The 17931-nt window shown below is 63.4% G+C and carries 14 protein-coding genes and 1 pseudogene; 1 reads left to right on the top strand and 14 read right to left on the bottom strand.

Annotation, left to right across the window (positions count from 1 at the left end; all coding sequences use genetic code 11):
- Positions 1-7 precede the first annotated feature (7 nt).
- Positions 8-862 carry a MurR/RpiR family transcriptional regulator gene (locus tag J1C56_RS14120; RefSeq protein WP_214390392.1) on the top strand — a complete coding sequence of 285 codons (855 nt, stop codon included), beginning with the start codon at positions 8-10 and terminating at the stop codon, positions 860-862.
- 59 nt (positions 863-921) lie between these two features.
- Here J1C56_RS14120 and J1C56_RS14115 read toward each other — a convergent pair whose 3' ends face one another.
- From J1C56_RS14115 to J1C56_RS14050, 14 genes and pseudogenes are all read right to left on the bottom strand, one after another.
- On the bottom strand, positions 922-2283 hold the full coding sequence (locus J1C56_RS14115) for an acetoin dehydrogenase dihydrolipoyllysine-residue acetyltransferase subunit (RefSeq protein ID WP_214390390.1): 1362 nt from the start codon (positions 2281-2283) through the stop codon (positions 922-924).
- Positions 2284-2286: 3 nt separating this feature from the next.
- Positions 2287-3285: an alpha-ketoacid dehydrogenase subunit beta gene (locus J1C56_RS14110; protein WP_214390389.1), complete on the bottom strand. Its 999-nt coding sequence runs from the start codon at positions 3283-3285 to the stop codon at positions 2287-2289.
- Positions 3285-4319 (bottom strand): thiamine pyrophosphate-dependent dehydrogenase E1 component subunit alpha, encoded by a 1035-nt coding sequence (locus J1C56_RS14105; protein WP_214390387.1) that lies wholly within the window; start codon positions 4317-4319, stop codon positions 3285-3287. The genes J1C56_RS14110 and J1C56_RS14105 overlap by 1 nt, the downstream gene beginning before the upstream one ends.
- Positions 4316-5641 (bottom strand): annotated as a pseudogene (locus J1C56_RS14100) (NAD(P)H-dependent oxidoreductase). Before J1C56_RS14100 ends, J1C56_RS14105 begins: the two are co-directional and overlap by 4 nt.
- 384 nt (positions 5642-6025) lie before the next feature.
- Positions 6026-6958 carry an ABC transporter permease gene (locus tag J1C56_RS14095; protein ID WP_214390385.1) on the bottom strand — a complete coding sequence of 311 codons (933 nt, stop codon included), beginning with the start codon at positions 6956-6958 and terminating at the stop codon, positions 6026-6028.
- Positions 6951-8033 (bottom strand): ABC transporter permease, encoded by a 1083-nt coding sequence (locus tag J1C56_RS14090; RefSeq protein WP_214390383.1) that lies wholly within the window; start codon positions 8031-8033, stop codon positions 6951-6953. Before J1C56_RS14090 ends, J1C56_RS14095 begins: the two co-directional genes overlap by 8 nt.
- Positions 8030-9589 (bottom strand): ABC transporter ATP-binding protein, encoded by a 1560-nt coding sequence (locus J1C56_RS14085; RefSeq protein WP_338001440.1) that lies wholly within the window; start codon positions 9587-9589, stop codon positions 8030-8032. The genes J1C56_RS14090 and J1C56_RS14085 overlap by 4 nt, the downstream gene beginning before the upstream one ends.
- Entirely contained in the window at positions 9586-10605 is a 1020-nt protein-coding gene (locus tag J1C56_RS14080) for a BMP family protein (RefSeq protein WP_214390381.1), read from the bottom strand. The genes J1C56_RS14085 and J1C56_RS14080 overlap by 4 nt, the downstream gene beginning before the upstream one ends.
- 239 nt (positions 10606-10844) lie before the next feature.
- Entirely contained in the window at positions 10845-11714 is an 870-nt protein-coding gene (locus tag J1C56_RS14075) for an aromatic ring-hydroxylating oxygenase subunit alpha (protein WP_214390379.1), read from the bottom strand.
- 298 nt (positions 11715-12012) lie between these two features.
- Entirely contained in the window at positions 12013-12804 is a 792-nt protein-coding gene (locus J1C56_RS14070; protein WP_214390377.1) for an AraC family transcriptional regulator, read from the bottom strand.
- Positions 12805-12936: 132 nt separating this feature from the next.
- Positions 12937-13977 carry a porin gene (locus J1C56_RS14065; RefSeq protein WP_214390375.1) on the bottom strand — a complete coding sequence of 347 codons (1041 nt, stop codon included), beginning with the start codon at positions 13975-13977 and terminating at the stop codon, positions 12937-12939.
- A 332-nt stretch (positions 13978-14309) separates the two neighbouring features.
- A complete protein-coding gene (gene glyA / locus J1C56_RS14060; protein ID WP_214390373.1) occupies positions 14310-15584 on the bottom strand; it encodes a serine hydroxymethyltransferase in 1275 nt (424 codons plus the stop codon).
- 75 nt (positions 15585-15659) lie between these two features.
- Complete coding sequence (locus tag J1C56_RS14055) at positions 15660-16619, bottom strand: 2-hydroxyacid dehydrogenase (RefSeq protein WP_214390371.1); 960 nt, start codon at positions 16617-16619, stop codon at positions 15660-15662.
- A 9-nt stretch (positions 16620-16628) separates the two neighbouring features.
- Positions 16629-17834 (bottom strand): aminotransferase class V-fold PLP-dependent enzyme, encoded by a 1206-nt coding sequence (locus J1C56_RS14050; protein ID WP_214390370.1) that lies wholly within the window; start codon positions 17832-17834, stop codon positions 16629-16631.
- Positions 17835-17931 lie beyond the last annotated feature (97 nt).

Genomic DNA, 17931 nt, shown 5'->3' with positions numbered 1-17931 from the left:
AGAGGACATGGCGCAGCGAATCCTGAAGCTCGTGCAAAGCGAGGAGCTGAGGCGGTCGAAATCCGACAAGCTGATTGCGAACTATATCGAGCGCAACCTGGCTGAAATCCCGTTCGAGACGGCGCGCTCCATCGCCACCCGTCTCGAACTCTCACCAATGACCGTCGGGCGCTACCTTCGCCGCATGGGCTTCGATGGCCTCGACCAGTTGAAGCATGAACTGCGGCGCGGAAATTCCAACCCGGCCTGGCAGGTCAAGGGACCGGTCGACCGTTTCAGGGAAGATATCCGCGAGGGCAAGCTGCTCGCCGGGCTCATCCAGCAGCAGATCGACAATCTCGGCCGGATCTACGAGCTGACCGCCGCACCTGAGTGGCAGCAGACGATCGACACCCTGGTTTCGGCGAGCGAAATCTATGTTGCCGCCTACCAGAACGTACGCGGCATCGCCCAGTATTTCGCCAGCCAGCTATCCTACACGCGGCCGCGCGTGCAATTCGTCGATGGGCTCAACGGCACCTATTCCGAACTTCTCGACGGCTCGGTCGAAGGTCGCGTGCTGTTCCTGCACGACGTCCGCCGCTTTGCTGCGAAGGCGCGCCCGCTTGCCATGGAGGCACGGCGCATGGGCGTCAAGGTCGTGCTGCTGACCGACGAGTTCTGCCCCTGGGGGCCGGAAGTTTCCGACATCTGCCTCGTCGTACCAGGATCGCACGGTCCCCTCTGGGACGGCTCGGCAACGATCATCGCGGTGATGGACCTGATGCTGAGCAACATTATCGTGCTGCTCGGCGACGAGGTCGGCGAACGCGTCGACCTGCTGACCCGGCTGCAGAATACTTTTGGCGATTTCGAGAGCTAATCCAGCATGCCGGAATGCAAAATCCCCGCGCAGGCAGCGCGGGGATCTCAAAAAATGCGCTAGGCGCGCGCCATTTCCAGCAGGATCTTCAGCACCTGCTCGCGCCGCTCGACATGCGGCATGTGGCCGGTAGCCGCAAAAGTATGCAGCGCCACTTCGCCGGGGAGCCCCTGCGACTGGCTTGCCGGGATGATCCGGTCGTTGGCGCCGACGATGACACGAACCGGAATGCGCAAGCCCGTGATCAGGCTTCTGATGTCAAAGGTTTGGGTGCCGTCGGCGAAAAAGCGGTCGGCTATATCGGCCTGTGCGGTGCGCAGCTCGGTATCGGCTGCCTGCGCCAGCGTGGCGTTGACGAAGGGTTTTGAGAGTACCTGCTCGTCAACTACAAGCTGCCTGAGCCAAGGCATCAGGCTTGCCTCGCTCTTTGCCCGGACGAAGCCCTGCAGGAAAGCGCCATTGATCTCGGGGCCGAGGCCGGCTGGCGCGATCAGCGCCAGGGCACGCACGTCGGCATCGCCACGTGCGGCCACCGTTGCGGCAACAGCTCCGCCAAAGGAGTGGCCGACGAGAAGTACCGGGCCGACATCAAGCGCTGCCAGCGTCGCTTCGACATCGACGGCAACAGCATCAAGATCGGCAGGCGTCTGGCGCGGCGATCCGCCATGTCCGGGCAGATCGAGCGCCAGCATGGGAGCGTCGACGGGACCTGCCGCCAGCATCGGCCGCCAGCTGTTAAGGTCGGCGCCGAAACCATGGAGCAGGACTATCGGACGCCCTTCACCTTGTCGCAGCCAGGCGAAGTTGAGCGGTGCCGCGCCAGCGGACAGCTGTGGCGCCGGCCGCGGCTGGGAGGATGCCGGCGGCCTGGAAATGATTTGGTCGGGCCAAAGAGCGGCCTTCACCTCGACCTTCGGCGCCGTCATGGCGCTTTCGACGTCCCTGCGCATGATGCGGCCCTTGGGGCCGGATCCTGCGATGGCGTCGAGCGCGAGCCCGGCTCCGGCAGCCAGGCGGCGGGCCAGCGGTGTGGCGCGCGTGCCGTTCGACGGCGTAGCGTTCACCGCTTTTGCGGATACGACCTCAGGCACGTTTGCCGTAGCAGCCGCTGCGGGCGCTGTTTCGTTCAGGGCTATTGGCCGAGCAGGTGCTTCCTGGGTCGGCTTTGCAGCCGTCGCCTCTCCCTCAGCATAGATCCAGGCAACGGCTTCGCCCACCGGGATGTCGATGCCTTCCTTGCCGGAGATGTCGCGGATGGTGCCCGAGGCCGGCGCGTCGATTTCCATCGCCGCCTTGTCGGTCTCGATTTCGAACAGCAGGTCGCCCTTCTTGACCGTCGCACCCTCGCCGACATACCAGCGCGAGATTCGCCCGGTCGCCATGTCCATGTCGACCTTCGGCAGGATTACTTCGACCGGCATGGCCTAGCGGCTCCCAGTGGCAAGGCTGCGCGCCGCGGCCAGGATGTCGGGCACCTGCGGCACGGTCGCCTTTTCCAGTTCCGGATTGTAGGGGATCGGCGTCTCGGCGCCGCCCAGGCGGACGATCGGCGCGTCAAGGAAATCGAAGGCTTCGCTCTCGGCGATCATCGCGCTGACCTCGGCGCCGACGCCGAGCGTCTTGACGCCTTCATAGACGCAGAGCAGCCGCGACGTCTTCTTGACGCTTTCGATGACGGTTTCCTTGTCCATCGGTCTGATAGTGCGCAGATCGACGACCTCGACGTCGATGCCCTCGGCTTCGAGCGTCTTGGCGGCATCGAGCGCTTTGTGCACCATGATCGAGGTGGCGACGATGGTCAGGTCGCGACCCTCGCGGCGGATCGCTGCCTTTCCGATCGGCACTGTGTAGTAGCCCTCGGGCACCGGGCCCTTGGTCTTGTAGAGCAGCTTGTGCTCGAAGATCATCACAGGGTCCGGGTCGGCCACTGCCGCAAGCAGCATGCCCTTGGCGTCGTAAGGCGTCGACGGTTGGATGACCTTGAGCCCCGGCACATGGCCGAGCCAAGCCTCGAGGCTCTGGCTGTGCTGGGCGGCGGCACCGGTGCCGGAACCAGCCGGGAAGCGCATGACCACGGGCACCGAAACCGCACCGCCGAGCATATAGCGCATCTTGGCTGCCTGGTTGACGATCTGCTCCATGGCGAGCGTGGCGAAATCAGAGAACTGGAACTCGAAGATCGGCCTGAGCCCGGTCACCGCGGCGCCCACGGCAACGCCGGCGCCACCGAGTTCGGAGATCGGCGTATCGATGACGCGGTCGGCGCCGAAACGCTCGACGAGGTCGCCGGTCACCTGGAAGGCACCGCCATAGACGCCGATATCCTCACCCATCAGGAAGACGCGTTCGTCGGTCTCCATGGCAATCGCCATGGCTTCCTGAATCGCCTGGGCATAGCTCAGCTCGCGCACGGCCTGATCCATTACACAGTCTCCGTGTAGACGTAGCGTTCGAGATTGCGGATCTCTGGCGACGGGCTTGCCTTGGCGAACTCGATGCCGTCGGCGATTTCCTTGGCGACCGCCTCGCGGATCGCCTCGACGCCAGCCTGGTCGATGATGCCGAATTCCATCAGTTCATTCTCGTAGCGGACGATCGGATCGCGGTTGGTCATCCAGTCCTCGATCTCTTCCTTGGTCCGGTAGCGGTTGCGGTCGCTCTTGGAGTGGCCGCGATGGCGATAGGTCTTGGATTCGATCAGTGTCGGCCCCTCGCCTGCCCTCGCACGCCGCACCGCCTCATGGCTGGCCTCGGCAACCTCGGACAGCACGTTGCCGTCGACGATCACGCCTGGCATCGCATAGGCGGCAGCACGATCGGCGACATTGGGCACCGCCGTCGAGCGGGCCATCGAGGTCGACATGCCGTAGCCGTTGTTCTCGCAGACGAAGATGACCGGCAGCTTCCACAGCGAAGCCATGTTGAGCGCTTCGTGGAAGGCGCCCTCGTTGTTGGCGCCGTCGCCGAAGAAGGAGATGACGACGCGGTCCGATTTCAGGCGCTTGGCGGTCAGCGCCGCGCCCACGGCGATCGGGATGCCGCCGCCGACGATGCCATTGGCGCCGAGATTGCCCGTGGTCACGTCGGCGATGTGCATCGAGCCGCCGCGGCCGCGGCAATAGCCCGTTGTCTTGCCGAAGAATTCGGCGAACATCTTCGACACTTCCGCGCCCTTGGCGATGCAGTGGCCATGGCCGCGATGGGTCGAGGTGATCTGATCGTCATTGGTGAGCGGCATGCAGATGCCCATGGCGCTCGCCTCCTGGCCGATGGACAGGTGCATCGTGCCGTGGATCAGGCCGCGCGTGTAGGATTCTTCCGCGCCCTCTTCGAACTGGCGGATGAGATACATCTTGTGCAGCGCTTGCTTCAGCCGCTCGGCGCTGTATTCCCGGTAGATGAAAGGCAGGTTCGCGCCCGCCGGCAGGTCCTTGGTCTTAGCCTGGGCCACGGTCATGCCTCCGCTCCATAAACCAGCAGGTCCTGTCGTGCCCTGAGTTCTGCGATCTTGGAGCCCGCGGCGACGGCAGCATTGGCAGTGGTGATGAGCTCACCCTTCCTGATCGGCGCGGTGACGACACCGCCCTGCAGCAGGCCGCAGGGGATGGCCTTGGCCGCACGTGCCTCGCCCACGGTCATGATCCAGGCACGGTAGCAATATTCGCCGATGGCATCGAGCGTCTCGCCCGGCTGCATATCCTTCTTGGCGACCGCGCAGACGTCGGCCACAGGCTTGGCCAGCGGCACCATGTCGGCCTTGCCGTAGAGCACGACACGCGCGCAGGTCAGCGGCACCTCGAGCGAGGTCAGATGATAGGGCCGGTGAAAGGTGAAATACGGGCCATGGCCCATCTTCAGGTCTTCCATGCGCTCGCGGATGCGCGGATGCGACATGTCGGCGATGACGAAGACGCCTGGCGCCACCCCCTTGCCGATCGAATAATCGACGACGCCGACCCTGGTCAGCACGCCGCCGTCCTTTTCGGGGACGAGAACCTTGTTGAGCTCGGGCAAGCTCGCGGCCGGGCCGTGCATGCCGGCCTTGTCGGGCACCAGACCTGTCGCATTGGCGATCGCCGCCATCTCGACCATGGTCTTGGAGCCGTCGACGAACTCGACGAGCATGCGCACGTTCATGTTGCGGCGCTGAGCTTCCTCGGCATAGTCGTGCGGCACGGCATCGATGTTGAGCGGGTTGTTCTTGCCCTTGCCGGCGGCAACGATGGTGTGGCCCATCGCCGAGACGAACTCGATCAGCTCCATGCACGACGACGGCTCGTCGCCAGCGCCGAGCGAATAGGTGACGCCGAGCCGGTCGGCCTCGGACTTGAGATAGGCACCGATGGTGACGTCCGCCTCGACATTCATCATCACCAGGTGCTTGCCATGCTCCATGGCGCGCAGGCCGATCTAGGCACCGACGGCGGGCACGCCGGTCGCGTCGATGACGACGTCGATCAGGCCGCTGTTGAGGATCAGGTCGGCATCGTTGGTGACGGCGACCTTGCCGGCCTCGATGGCTTCGCTCAGCGCCGAGCCGGACGCCACTTCACGGGCATGGCCCTTTTCCTGGTAGGCGATGTCGACGGCGCGATGCGCGTTGGGCAGGTTGAGCTCGGAGATCGCGCCGACCTCGATGCCGGGCATGTGCGCCACCCGCGCCACGATGTCGGTGCCCATCTCGCCCGAGCCGATCAGCCCGATGCGGATCGGCTTGCCCGACTTCTGCCGCTCCACGAGGTCCCGCGCCAAGCCGACTGGTGCGACGTTGATGGTCATCCGATGGTTCCTCCCGGATCAAGGCTCTGCAATTGCGCTCAGAGGTAATGAACATCTGTATTTGTGTCAATACGAATGTCCATGTTTCCACCACCCACAGACTTGGAACGACTTTTCCCGCGGCACCCGCCCCGCCATCACGGAACAGTCATAGGTCCGGTCACGGAAAGTCGTGCGCAGGCCTCGAACACCACTGAGGCAGCGGGTCACCTAGGACAGCGAGAGTCAGTTGCAGAAGGGATTGTCTGAGCCGGCAAAGCTGAGCAGTTGCGGCGCCGATTGGGAAGCACGAGGCTTTGCTCACACAGATCAGCGGGAACAGAAAATGCCCGGCCAAGCTCTCGCTTGACCGGGCTTAAGTAGCTGAAAGCCAGCCGTGCTCGCCTACTCCCTGCTATAGGGCACGCCGAGCGCTTCGGGTTGGTGCGTGCGCGACCTGAGGCCGGCGAGCAGGACCAGCGAGGCGACGTAGGGCAGGATCAGGAAGAAGTGGTGGGGGATGGAAACGCCGACCACCTGGGCATGGATCGCGACCGCCTCAAGCAGTGCGAAGATGAAGATCGCGCCAACCACGCGAAACGGCATCCAGTTGCCGGCGATGATGGCGACCACGACCAGCCAGCCACGGCCGGCGATGAGGTCGGGAACGAAGCGGTCGGAATAGCCGAGCATAAGGAATGCGCCGCCGAACCCCGACATCAGGCTGCCGAACATGATCGCCAGACATTGACGCCAGCCGACGCTCAAGCCCTTGACGTCGAGCGCCTTGGGATTCTCGCCAACGCAGCGAATCTCGAGGCCGTATTTGGTGCGGTAGAGGAAGAACCACACCGCGACCGGAAGCAAAAAGGCGAAATAGGTCAACAGCCGCTGCGAGAACAGGATCGGACCGAGGAAGGGAATATCCGACAGCAGCGGAACGTCGACCTGATCGAAGCCGGCGAACTTCGGCGGCTCGCGGCCGATGACATAGGTCTGGAACCAGAACAGGGTCAGGCCTGAAGCCAGGAGGTTGAGCGCCAGGCCGGCGACGAACTGCTCCGCCTTCAAGACGATGGTGACGAACGACATGATCAGGCTGATCAGAGCACAGGCGAGCACGGCCGCGAGCAGTGCAAGCCACGGCGAGCCGGTGGTGGAGGCGACGACATAGGCGACAACCGCACCGAGCAGCATCGTGCCCTCGACCGAGATGTTCCAGATGCCGGCGCGCTGAGTGACCAGTTCGCCCATGGCTGAAAACAGCAGCGGTGTCGCGATCCGGACCATGCCGGCCAGGATGCTGATCAGCAGCGGACCTTGCAGCAGCTCAAGCATGGACTTTCTCCTCGACGCGCACCAACTGAAGCTTTGTCGCGACAGCGGCACACAGGAAAAAGAGCAGCACCAGCCCTTCCATCGCCGACACCAGGCCGGCCGGTGTTCCGCTTTTCAGTCGCATGTAGATGGCACCGCTCTTCAGCGCGCCGAAGAAAAGGGCGGCCAACATCACACCGCTGGGGCGCAGGCCGCCGACCATGGCAACGACGATGCCGGAACTGCCGATGCCAAGCAGGGTTTCGGCGCGGAGACGATGCGAGGTCCCGAACAACTCGCCTGCCCCGGCAAGACCAGCAAGCGCACCCGACAGCAACATCACCACCAGCAACAGCCGCCGGATGTTGGTGCCGCGGAAGCGCAGCGCGGTCGGGTTGGAGCCGAAGGCACGGATTTCGTAGCCAAGCGACGTCCGTTCCAGGAGCACGGCGCAGAAGGCCGCGGCGGCGAGCGCCAGGATGAAGCCGATATGCATCTTGCCTGAGCCCTGGCCAAGCAGGATCGGCCATTCGAGCAGCGGGTTGACCGGCGACGACTGATGATAGGCAACGGTCAGCCCGCTCTCCATCCACGGCCCGCCATCGAGGAGATAGGCGAGGATGTAGATGACGATGTAGTTCAGCATGACGGTCGAGATGACCTCGCTGGTGCCGAAGCGGACCTTGAGATAGCCGGCGAGCAGGCCAAGCACGCCGCCGCCGACAAGCCCGGCAATGGCAATAAGCAGCCACGCCAGCCAGTAGGGCAGTGGTGCCACCCACAGGCTCATCCAGTAGGCTGCCATCGCGCCGGCGAAGACCTGGCCTTCCTGGCCGATGTTCCAGATCTTGGCCCGGAAGGCGATGACCGTGCCGAGCCCGACAAGCAAAAGCGGCGTCGCTTTTGCCAGTGAGCCATAGAGCGCGTTCTGGCTGCCAAAGGCACCTGTCAGCAGCGCCGAGAACGCCTTCACCGGGTCGCCGCCTGAGAATGTGAGCAAGGCCGCCGACGTCAGAAAGGCGCATATCATCGCCGCCGAGTAGCAGGTGATGTTCCAGCCCAGGCTGCTGCCCGAGCGTCGTTGAACTGAAATCATTGGACCGTCCGTTCAGGCTCTTTGGCGTCTCCCGCCATCATCATTCCGAGGTCGAGCAACGAGGTTTCCTCAGGACGCACGATGCCCATGATCCGCCCCTTGAAGATCACCGCGATGCGGTCACAGAGGCGCATCAGGTCGTCGAGTTCCTCCGATGCCAAAAGCACGGCAAAACCCGCTGCTCGTTTCTCCAGGATCTTCTCACAGACGAACTCGGAAGCCGCGACGTCGAGGCCGCGCGTCGGCTGGTTGGCGAGCAGCAGCCCGCGCGCATGCAGGAATTCGCGCGCCAGGATGACGCGTTGCGCGTTGCCGCCGGATAGCCTCTCGACCGGCAGGTCGGCCGATGCCGTCACCACCCTGAACTCCTCGATCTTCTTGCGTGCGAGCAGACCGAGCTTGCGCCGGTCGAGGAACGGCCCACGGCGATACTCGGGCGCACGCTGCCAGCCGAGCACCAAATTCTCGGCCGTCCCGAATTCCGGGATCAGCCCTTCGAGGAAACGGTCGTCGGGCACGAAGCCGACGCCACGATCCAGCATTTCGCGTGATGTCGGCGCGACGATCGCCTCGCCATCGAGTGAAAAGCCGCCCGAGCTCGCCGCGCGCACGCCCATCAGGACTTCGAACAACTCCTTCTGGCCGTTACCGGCGACGCCTGCCAGGCCAAGGACCTCATGCTTGGCGATGTCGAAGCTGACATCCTTGAGCACGTCCTCGCTCCAGTCGCCCTTGGCGCAGACATTGCGCAGGGAAAGGAACTCGCCAGCCGGCATGACCGAGCGGTCGCGGACATGCTTGGTCACCTTGTGTCCGACCATCAGCGCGGTGATCGACTCCGCCGTGCTGCCAGCCGTTTCGACTGTCGCCACGACCTTTCCCTTGCGCAGGATGGTGACGCGGTCCGATTGCATCACCTCGCGCAGCTTGTGGCTGATCAGGATGATCGACAGGCCGCGGCTGCGCATGCCCGAAATGATCCTGAACAGCTGGTCCGACTGCTGCGGTGTCAGCACAGCGGTCGGCTCGTCGAGGATCAGCAATTCGGCACCAAAATAGAGCGCCTTGAGGATCTCCACCCATTGCTGCTCGCCAACCGACAGCTGCCAGATCTCGCGATCCAGGTCGATGTCGATGCCACACTCCTGGCAGAGGGCAACCACCTTGCGGCGGGCTTCCGACTTGTTGAGGAAGACACCGACATCGGAGCTGCCGACGATGATGTTTTCGAGAACAGTGAAGTTGGACACGAGCACGAAATGCTGGTGCACCATGCCGATGCCGAGGCGGAGCGCGTCGGCTGGCGAGTTCAGTTCGGCGGTCTTGCCCTTGAACACGATCTCGCCGCTGTCGGCCCGGTAGTAGCCGTAGAGGCAGGCTGACAAGGTCGACTTGCCGGCTCCGTTCTCGCCAAAGAGGCAGTGAACCTCACCCTTGCGCACGTCGAGGCTGACGCCGTCATTGGCGGCGACAGCGCCAAAGCGCTTGGTGAGATTCCGGACCTTGAGCAGTTCTTCCACCACCACAGGCCGCACCATTTGTGCCGCGCAGTTCACTTGACTTCCGCCGTGTTCACCGCAACGACGAACTCGCGCGACAGGATCTTCTGCCGGGTCGCGGCAATTTCCTGCTTCACGGCATCGGGCAACTTGGCGTCGAACTCGTGGTAGGGCGCGATGTCGGTGCCACCCTCGGCCATCGAGAACCACTTCGGTTCCGCGTTGCCGCTAAACTGGCCACCGGCCTTGTGCTTCTGCCACTCGTCGACAAGCCACCGAAGGTCGGGCTCCCAATTGATGACCGCGCTGGAAGCAAGTGCTGTCGGTGCATTCTTGCTCTGATCGCTGATGTTGGCGAAGCACATTATGTTGTGCTCGACACAAGGCTTGAAGTTGTCGGTCAGCATGAACACGACGTCGGCGCCGGAGGCGATCTGCACATTGGCATGTTCGGCCGCCAGCGCATTGTCCGACCACGAGCCGATGAATGACACGCGATGCTGGATGTCTGGACGGACGAAACGCGCGCCTTCGAGATAGGCGTTGATCTGGTCGTTGACGTCGTCGGCGGCAAAGGTCCCGACCAATCCGATGACACCGGACTTCGTCGTGCGGCCGGCGAGCATGCCGAGCAGGTAGGACGGCTCGTGCAGGCGCTTGTAGAGCCAGTACTGGTTGGCGCCGATCGGCACATTGCCGGAGCCGGCCACCACGAACATGATGTCGGGGAATTCGGCGTTCAGCTTCTTGATCTGGTCGGAATAGCGGCCATGGCCCCAGATGATGTCGTACTCGCCGCTTTCGGCGTAGAGGCGCATCGCATTCTCGGCGTCCTCGTTCCACAGCGGATCGGTGTATTCCCAGGACAGGTCGATTGTCGGCGCGATCTCGCTCTTGATCTTGTTCAGGGAGTCGAGGAGCGTGCTGCACCAGCCGACGTCAACGCTGCTCTCCATAATGATGACCATCTTCAGCTTGGTCGGCTCCGCGGCAAATGAGCGGGCAAGACCCGCCAGCAGGATTGCTCCCGCTGAGCCGAGAAGTGCCGTGCGACGGGTGATGTTCGGTGCCATGTTGGTTCCTCCATTCCAGCTCGAAAACTGTCCCATTCCGCCGGCTGCTCGCGTTCGGCCTGCATCGGGCAGGCCGCAAAGCGGCGGAATTCCTGCACCAACGACATTCCCCTTGGTCTTATCTGTCGTCGGTTTTCGGTCTTGCAACCATTAGCTCAAGCTTTCATGCCGGCTTGGCTGCAACAATGGCTGCTATTTCAGTCAGGCATATCCCTGGTTAAACCCAGGGGCTTGCATGGTCATGCGGCGCGGCTGGCGTTGCCCAGGATGACGCCGTAGCGAAGGCCGCGATCACGGAGCCAGCGGCGATACGCAGCCGAGGCCGCGTCAGCCCGGATCGGCACTTCGGCGCGCGTATCGAGCGGCAGCCGCTTCGGCACCTGGTTTTCCAGGATCGGCTTGTCCTGGCCGAGAATGGTCTGGTGGAAGCTGCGCATCGCAGCAAGATCGGTCACGTCGTCGACAAGGCAGATGACGATATGGACCAGCACGCATTCCTCGCTGACCGGCTGGCCAAACAAGGCAATCACGTCGCGGCGGTTGGCATCCGTCGAACCGGTCTTGTAGAGCACCGCGCAAAACGGATGCGGGATGCGGTAGACATATTCCGTATCCACGCCAGTGTCAGAACCGGCATTGGCCTGCGGCTGGTAGAACTCGCATTCGGTGACCAGAATTTCCGGCGGCTCCGGATACACCGTGACCTTGTAGGGCTTGACCTCGGTGTGCGGCTCCTCGCCGAGGATGCCGGTATGGACGAAAGGGAAATGTCCCATATCGAGGAAGTTCTCGACCGCGCGTGGTGCCGACACGGCGACGCGTGTGACGCCCTGGACGATGATGCTGCGGTCGGGTTCATTGAATTCGACGATCTCGAACAGGTCGCGCGGAGGATTGCCCAGCGTCGTCCACAGATAGCCGAAGCGTTCGATCATCGGCAGCGCTTCATCGCCGCGCCATACACCGAGCGTGTTGTCACGCCGTCCAACCTGGACCGCCTGGCCGAGCAGGATCGTCGAGATCGTCGTCTGGGCAGGCAACTCGTCGAGGGATGCCACGACATGCCACTCGTCGAGAGCGATCGGATCTATCGAAGCGAGGTTTTCCATAATGGCCATCCGCAATACTCGTTCAGCACATTGCAGCCTCGAAACAGGCCGCAGGCGATAGTCGTTCGGTTCAGCGATTTCGGAGCGATTGCGGGCAGCATTTGCCCGGCGCCATGTCTGGCCTGCACCCTGGGTGCGTTGTTCAGTCGATCCTCCGCTGCCGGTCTGGCTGGTGTCTTGGGCCACAGCTCCGATCGGCAGGTGAAGAATTCCACGGATGACGCTCAATCCGCCATGCATGCGGTTGGCAAACGCATATCGCCAGTTCACCCAGCGGCAGGCATGCGCCGGGCGGCGTCTACGCGCCGCGCGCCTGCTCGCGCAACTCTGTCGGCGAACAGTCGAACGCCAGCTTCACCTGGCGCGAGAAGTGGTAGGGGTTCTTGTAACCGACCTTGTAGGCGATCTCGCTGATCGATAGCCCGGTCCGCTGCAAAAGGTGGGCGCCATAATCGACCCTGCAGCGCCAGAGATAGCGCGCCGGTGTCATGCCCATATGCTTCTTGAAGGCCGAGACCAGATATTGCGGGCTGACCCGCACCTGTTCGGCAACATGTTCGATGGTGAGGTCGCCGGCGAAATGCTCGTCGAGATACCGCCTGGCCCGCAGGATCGTCTGCGGCACCGGCTTCTCTGCCGCGAGGACCCCGGCTTCGTAGATATATGCATTGAGCAGCGCATTGGTCAGCGCCTCGCGCAGTCCGCTGCGGCTGTCGCGGTCGCCGATGCCGAGATCGACGCCAAGTTGCATGAGCGTCTGCACCTGGGGCGTGGCATCGATGAACGGCGCGAACTTGCCGGCTTCCTGGTAGAGCCAGCCGGCGTTCTGCGGGCGGCCGTCGCACCAGCTGACATGCGAGAACGTGCCCTCCTGCGCGATGTAGTTGTACCGTTCGTGCGTCAGCGAGAAGGCGCACTGCCCGGCCTCGAGCCGGGTGACCCTGTCGTCGGCCTCGATCGTGGCACTGCCGATATGGACGACGATGAAGGCGAGGTAGTCGCCCATGATCGGCCCGTACTGGCCACCGGTCTCATAGGTCAGTTCCCCGAAGGTGTTTTCGCGGCTGAGATCGATCGGGGGCAGACGCATACTGATCTTTCGCAATGTTCACGGACGCGAGCCAGAGCGCATCCTCGCCCCAATGCATGGCGCACATGATCATCGGAGCATTGCTCCGCCGGCGCAAGCCGGCGGAGCCGCGTCTGCTGGAACGGGCAAGCGCTAGAACGATGCTTCCATGCGCACGAAGCCGCCGATCATATCGGCGCCGTCGATGGCAAAATTGTCATAGAAGCCGATCTCCGGCGTGACCATCAGATCCGGGACGACCTGGTACGCGACATTGGCAACCGCAGCAAAGTTCTCGTCTTCGTCATAAGACAGCTGGAAGTTCACCGAGGCCTTGTCGGAAGCCTTGATCGTGGCCCCGCCCCACAACGCCCACCGGCCGCCCCAGATACCGTAGAACTGGGAATAGGGAGCGCTGTCGTCGCTCTTGAGGCCTGCCATCGCGAATGCGGAAACCGTATCGCTGACGGTGGCATCGAGGCGCAGCTTGCCTGACCACTCCTCCGACACCGAGTCATAGGCCGCGACCAGGGCCACCCCACCCCAGGATTGTGCATAGGAAAGGCCTGCCACGACATGCGGCATGTAGCTGTCGACGACAAACGGGTCGTAGCCGGTTTCGAGCGAAACGGCCGCGGTGAAGCCGTTTTCGTTCTTGTAGGTGTAGGCGATCTGCGGCGTGGCAAACGGCCCATAGCCGATCACGTCGTCCTTGGAGACATAGCCGGCATAGTTGACGAAGGTGATGAATAGCGAGTCGTTCACGCCGATACGCAAGCCACCCAGTTCGATGATGGCGCTTTCGATCTCCATCGCTTCGTGGCCGCCATCCGAGTCGATGTCATGCTGGAAGTTGATGTGCATGTAGCGGCGCAACGTGCCGAGCTCGGTTTCCGAGCGGGCATCGATCTTCAGTGCTGCGCGGGCGCGCTTGAAGTAGGTGTCGCCCCGTCCGTCGCCATCACGGTCCGCGCCAAACAGGTCGCCCACGCCGATCTCATAGCGGATGTAGCCACCGACGCGCAGGCAGGTTTCAGTCCCCGGCAGATAGTAGAAGCCGACGCCGTAGGTATCGCAGATCCTGACGTAGCCGATCGGCTCCGGTTCGGCTGCGACTGCGGCATCCGCCGCCTGAGCGCCATGGGGCGCGCCGATTGCCAGCACGCAGCCAAGCATGACTTTCCTGTAGTTCATTGTCCCGGTTCCCTCCCGAATTGTTGCTGTTTTGGTTTCCATGCCGGGGCGAACGTCCCCGGATGCAGGCGGCAATCGTCGCGATCCAGGCCGCTCCTCCCCGTCAGCGTCAGGCAACATGCCTCGGCCCCCATCGCCTGACGGAGGTGCATGCTGCCTGCCGATGAACGGTCGGCCTGGATGTTGGTGTGTGCGTCGATTGCGTTGTGACGTTAGGACAGGCGCGGCACTGTCCGAATGGCCCAGATACGCAAATCCATATCCACAGGTAATGCAAAAAGAGCCGATGCAGCAGCAATCATGCCGCTGCATCGGCGGTCGGCTGCCCAGGGTCAGATTGAGCGGCTTTCGTAGATCGGGAACTCGGCGCAAAGCCATTCCACGGCCGCGTGTACCGACCGCTCCTGCTCGGCGGCGCGCTCGGTGCCGACGGCATCGAGAACGTCGGCGATCAACGTGCCGACCTGGGCGAACTCGGCCTCGCGGAAACCGCGTGTCGTTGCCGCCGGCGTGCCCAGCCGAATGCCCGAGGTGACCGCCGGTGGCGCCGGATCGAACGGAATGCCGTTCTTGTTGCAGGTCAAGCCGGCACGTCCGAGCGCGGCCTCCGCGTCCTTGCCGGAGATGCCCTTGCTGCGCAGATCGACCAGCAGCAGGTGCGTGTCGGTGCCGCCTGAAACGATATTGAAACCGCGCGCGGAAAGGGTGGTGGCAAGCGTGCGCGCATTGGCGACCATCTGCCTGGCATAGTCCTTGAAGCCGTCCTCAAGCGCCTCGCCCAAGGCGACCGCCTTGGCGGCGATGACATGCATCAGCGGACCGCCCTGCAGGCCCGGGAAGACCGCCGAGTTCAGCTTCTTTGCGATGTCGGCGTTGTTGGCGAGGATCATGCCGCCGCGCGGACCCCGCAACGTTTTGTGCGTGGTCGTGGTCACGATGTCGGCGACTTCCAAGGGATTGGGATGCACGCCACCGGCAACCAGCCCAGCGAAATGCGCCATATCCACCATCATCAGCGCCCCCACGCTGTCGGCGATCGCCCGGATGCGCTTGAAATCGATGATGCGCGGATAGGCCGAGCCTCCAGCGATGATCAGCCTTGGACGCGTTTCGAGCGCCTTGGCCTCCAGCTCGTCATAGTCGATCAGACAGTCACTCGCGCGCACGCCATACTGCACGGCGTTGAACCACTTGCCCGACAGCGTCGGCCTGGCACCGTGGGTCAGGTGCCCGCCGGCGGCAAGCGAGAGGCCCATGAAGGTGTCGCCGGGCTTGAGCATGGCAAGCATGACCGCGCCATTGGCCTGGGCGCCCGAATGCGGCTGCACGTTGACATGGGCCGCGCCAAATAGCCGACTCGCCCTCTCGATGGCTGCTGCCTCGGCAAGGTCGACATACTGGCAGCCGCCATAATAGCGGTGGCCGGGATACCCCTCGGCATATTTGTTGGTCATCACCGAGCCCTGCGCCTCAAGCACGGCGGGCGAGACGATGTTTTCGGAAGCGATCAGTTCGATTTCCGACCTCTGGCGGCCGGTTTCGCGTGCAATCGCATCGGCGATCACCGGATCCTGGCGCTTGAGGTCGCGTTGGAAAAAGCCGGACATGCTTTCTTGGCTCCTGGCTACGAGATCGGCGGACGCAGGTGAGCGCCCGCCATTGCTGGTGTTGCGAGTAAAGGGTTAGTTGACGGCGTCCGGCGGTGAGCGACCCTCGAAGAAGGCGGTGAGGTTGTCGATCACCCTCATGCCCATGGCGACACGCGTCTCGTTGGTAGCGCTGCCGAGATGCGGCAACAGCACGACGTCGTCCCGTTCGGTCAGCGAGCGCGGCACCACCGGCTCGCTTTCGAACACATCGAGCCCCGCACCGGCGATACGCCCGTCGTCGAGCGCGTTGATCAGCGCCCGTTCGTCGACGATGTCGCCACGCGCGGTGTTGATCAGGAACGCCGATTTTTTCATACCGCTGAGGCGGCGGCTGTTGATCAGGTGCTGGTTTTCGCCGCCGCCAGGGCAGTGCAGCGACACGAAGTCCGCCACGGCCAGCACGTCATCGACAGTTTCCAGCTGGCGCGCCGGCATGCCGGGATCGGCGACCGGCTGGCTGTCGTAGAAGACAACGTCCATGCCGAAGCCATAATGACAGCGCCGCGCCATAGCCTGGCCGATGCGGCCCATGCCAATGATGCCGATGGTCTTGCCGGTGACCTGAGTGCCGCAGAGATGAGTCGGCCGCCAGCCTGTCCATTTGCCCGAGCGCAATTCGCGCTCGCCTTCACGGGCGCGGCGGGCACACATCAACAGCAATGTCATGGCAAGATCGGCGGTGGCGTCCGTCAGCACTGCCGGCGTGTTGGTGACGACGACACCAGCCGTTTTCGCCGCAGCGACGTCGATATGATTGTAGCCGACGCCAAAATTGCCAAGGATTTTTGCCTGGACGTTGTCCGTAAACAGCTCGGCGCCGAGCCTGTCCGACACGGTGGGCAGCACCGCATCGGCCTCCTGCAGCGCCAGCCGCAATTCACTGCGGTTGTATGGGCGGTCGGTTTCGTTGAGCCTGACATCAAACTGGATGGCCAGCCGCTCCTCGACTTCGAGCGGCCAGCGGCGGGTGACAATTACCTTCGGTCTGGTCATCAGGTCACCTCACGCAGCCTGGACTTGCAGCGGCTGCAGATTGCCGGCGATCTCGGCGCGGTACCATTCCTGGGCGGCGGCAACGCCGGAACCGGCTTCGACCTTGGCACCCGCATCGCGCAACGACATCTCGGCCGAGGCCAATGCCGCCAGGCACATCACCTCGTTGAGATCACCGAGATGGCCGATGCGGAAGACTCGGCCCGCGACCTTGCTGAGCCCAGCCCCAAACGAGGTGCGATACCTGGAGTAGCCATTGGCGATGACATGCCGGGCATCGATGTCGTCGGGCACGACGATCGCCGAAACGGTGTTTGACCACCACTTCTCTTCCTTGGCGCACAGCCTGAGCCCCCAGGCATGCACGCCATGTCTAACGCCCTCGGCGAGGCGATGGTGACGTGCGATGATGTTGTCGAGACCTTCGGAGAAGATCAGGTCGAGCGACGCCCTCAGCCCATGTAGCAGTTGGGTCGGCGGCGTGTAGGGGAAGAAGCCGGTTGTCGACGACGCCTTCATGTCTTCGAAGCTGAAATAGCAGCGCTCCATGCGCGATTGCTTGTGGGCCTCGAGCGCCTTTTCGCTGACCGAGAGGATGCCGAGGCCCGCCGGCAGCATCAGGCCCTTCTGCGAACCAGTGACGGCGAGGTCGACGCCCCATTCGTCCATGCGGAAATCGATCGAGCCGATCGAGCTGACGCCATCGACGAACAGCAGAGCTGGGTGGCCGGCCGCGTCAAGCGCCTTGCGTACCCCCGCGACATCGGACGTAACGCCGGTGGCCGTTTCGTTATGCGTGGCAAACACCGCCTTGATACGGCCTTGCCTGTCGTCGCCCAGGCGGCGCTGGTATTCCTCGACCGGCACGCCCTCGCCCCATTCGACGTCGATGCAGTCGACCTCAAGGCCGAGCCTTTGGGCCATGTCGACCCACAGATGCGAGAACTGCCCGAAGCGCGACATCAAAACGCGATCGCCGCGGTTCAGCGTGTTGGAGATCGCCGCTTCCCATGCGCCTGTGCCGGAACCGGGATAGATGAAGACGGTGCCGGTCTCGGTCTTGAACACCTTCTTGAGATCAGCAAACAGCGGCAGCGTGAGTTCCGGATAATCCGGTGCGCGCATGTCCTGCATCGATACATTCATCGCCCGCCGGACAGCGTCGGGGATATTGGTCGGACCGGGCACGAAAAGGTGCGTGGTTCCATTCTTCATCGGGTGTTCCTCCTGTTTGGTGTCGACGCGCGACGAGCTGCCAACGCCCCTCGCATCGGCGTCTGAACGGTGGGCTTGCGAGACGCGGCGACGTCCT

It is taken from the genome of Aminobacter anthyllidis (assembly GCF_018555685.1).
GTDB lineage: Bacteria > Pseudomonadota > Alphaproteobacteria > Rhizobiales > Rhizobiaceae > Aminobacter > Aminobacter anthyllidis.
Note: the sequence above shows the minus strand (reverse complement) of the source record. Positions and strands in the feature narration are given on the sequence as shown.